Below are 2,341 nucleotides of genomic sequence, written 5' to 3'. Positions count from 1 at the left end.
CGTCTATCACACGCGCACGGTTTAGCCTCTTCCCCGTTCGCTCACCACTACTAGGAGAATCACTGTTGTTTACTCTTCCTACGGGTACTGAGATGTTTCACTTCCCCGCGTCACCACCAACTACCCTATACATTCAGGTAGCGGCAACCCGACACAACTCGGGCTAGGTTTCCCCATTCGGACACCCGCGGATCAAAGCTCGGTTGACAGCTCCCCGCGGCCTATCGTGGCCTCCCACGTCCTTCATCGGCGCCTGATGCCAAGGCATCCACCGTGTGCCACTATCACTTGGCCACTACAGATAATAAGATGCTCGCGCACACTATTCACAAATCAAAACACCAACCACAAACTCCCCTACCTCAAACCACAAACCCAAACCCCGAAAGGGCTCAGATCGTGGGAGTTACTGGAGGTGGTAGCGGGAACCAACCACAAGGATTGCTTCCTCAGATACCCAACAGCGCGCCCCCCGACGCTTCTAGTCGCCGGGAGCAAAGTCCAATTTTCTTCAGCCACTCCCCACCACCCCGAAGGGTGTGAGGTCCACTTTCGAGTCCGACCAACGATAGAAAGGTGTTGGTCTTCAAAGACTCCTTAGAAAGGAGGTGATCCAGCCGCACCTTCCGGTACGGCTACCTTGTTACGACTTCGTCCCAATCGCCAGCCCCACCTTCACTCATTCCCTCCCCGAAGGGTTAGGCCACAAGTTTCGGGTGTTGCCGACTTTCATGACGTGACGGGCGGTGTGTACAAGGCCCGGGAACGTATTCACCGCGGCGTTGCTGATCCGCGATTACTAGCGACTCCACCTTCATGGGGTCGAGTTGCAGACCCCAATCCGAACTGAGACCGGCTTTAAGGGATTCGCTCCACCTTACGGTATCGCACGCCCATTGTACCGGCCATTGTAGCATGTTTGCAGCCCAAGACATAAGGGGCATGATGACTTGACGTCGTCCCCACCTTCCTCCGAGTTGACCCCGGCAGTCTCCCATGAGTCCCCACCATTACGTGCTGGCAACATGGAACAAGGGTTGCGCTCGTTGCGGGACTTAACCCAACATCTCACGACACGAGCTGACGACAGCCATGCACCACCTGTCACCCACCAACTAAATGACCCTGTATCTCTACAGGTCCACGGGTGATGTCAAACCTTGGTAAGGTTCTTCGCGTTGCGTCGAATTAAGCAACATGCTCCGCCGCTTGTGCGGGCCCCCGTCAATTCCTTTGAGTTTTAGCCTTGCGGCCGTACTCCCCAGGCGGGGCGCTTAATGCGTTAGCTACGGCGCGGAAACCGTGGAAAGTCCCCACACCTAGCGCCCAACGTTTACGGCATGGACTACCAGGGTATCTAATCCTGTTCGCTCCCCATGCTTTCGCTCCTCAGCGTCAGGTAAGGCCCAGAGACCCGCCTTCGCCACCGGTGTTCCTCCTGATATCTGCGCATTTCACCGCTACACCAGGAATTCCAGTCTCCCCTACCTACCTCTAGCATGCCCGTATCCACTGCAGAACCGGAGTTAAGCCCCGGTCTTTCACAGCAGACGCGACATGCCGCCTACGAGCTCTTTACGCCCAATAATTCCGGACAACGCTCGGACCCTACGTATTACCGCGGCTGCTGGCACGTAGTTAGCCGGTCCTTATTCCCCACCTACCGTCAACCCCACGAGAACGTGGAGCCTGCGTTGGTGGTAAAAGAGGTTTACAACCCGAAGGCCGTCATCCCCCACGCGGCGTCGCTGCATCAGGCTTTCGCCCATTGTGCAATATTCCCCACTGCTGCCTCCCGCAGGAGTCTGGGCCGTGTCTCAGTCCCAGTGTGGCCGGTCGCCCTCTCAGGCCGGCTACCCGTAATCGCCTTGGTAGGCCGTTACCCCACCAACAAGCTGATAGGCCGCGAGCCCATCCCTGACCGATAAAACTTTCCACCCTCCACCATGAGGTGGTGGGTCGTATCCGGTATTAGACGGCGTTTCCACCGCTTATCCCAGAGTCAGGGGCAGGTTGCTCACGTGTTACTCACCCGTTCGCCGCTCGTGTACCCCGAAGGGCCTTACCGCTCGACTTGCATGTGTTAAGCACGCCGCCAGCGTTCGTCCTGAGCCAGGATCAAACTCTCCATAAAGGTCAAACAACCCGTCCCGGCGACCTCGCGGTCAGCCTGGGGCGAGTAAACCTAGAAGAAATCCTGACCAACCAACTCGCGTTGGTTAATCAAAGGAACCCTACGCACCGAAGTGCGTCGGGGCCAAAACAAACATGGCTTAAAGAAAATCAAACACGCGCTGTTGAGTTCTCAAGAAACAATCGCTCTTCCCGTACAAGCGCCAGA

At 56.8% G+C, this 2,341-nt stretch carries 2 rRNA genes; both read right to left on the bottom strand.

Going from position 1 to position 2,341, the window contains the following annotated elements:
• Positions 1–295, bottom strand: a 23S ribosomal RNA gene (locus ACRWK8_RS26555); the annotation flags it as partial.
• 306 nt (positions 296–601) lie between these two features.
• Positions 602–2,134 (bottom strand): 16S ribosomal RNA (locus ACRWK8_RS26550).
• Positions 2,135–2,341: the final 207 nt, after the last annotated feature.

This window comes from Nocardiopsis eucommiae (genome assembly GCF_965344335.1).
Classification (GTDB): domain Bacteria; phylum Actinomycetota; class Actinomycetes; order Streptosporangiales; family Streptosporangiaceae; genus Nocardiopsis; species Nocardiopsis eucommiae.
The sequence above is the reverse complement of the archived record's forward strand: the minus strand, read 5'-3'. Positions and strand labels throughout refer to the sequence as shown.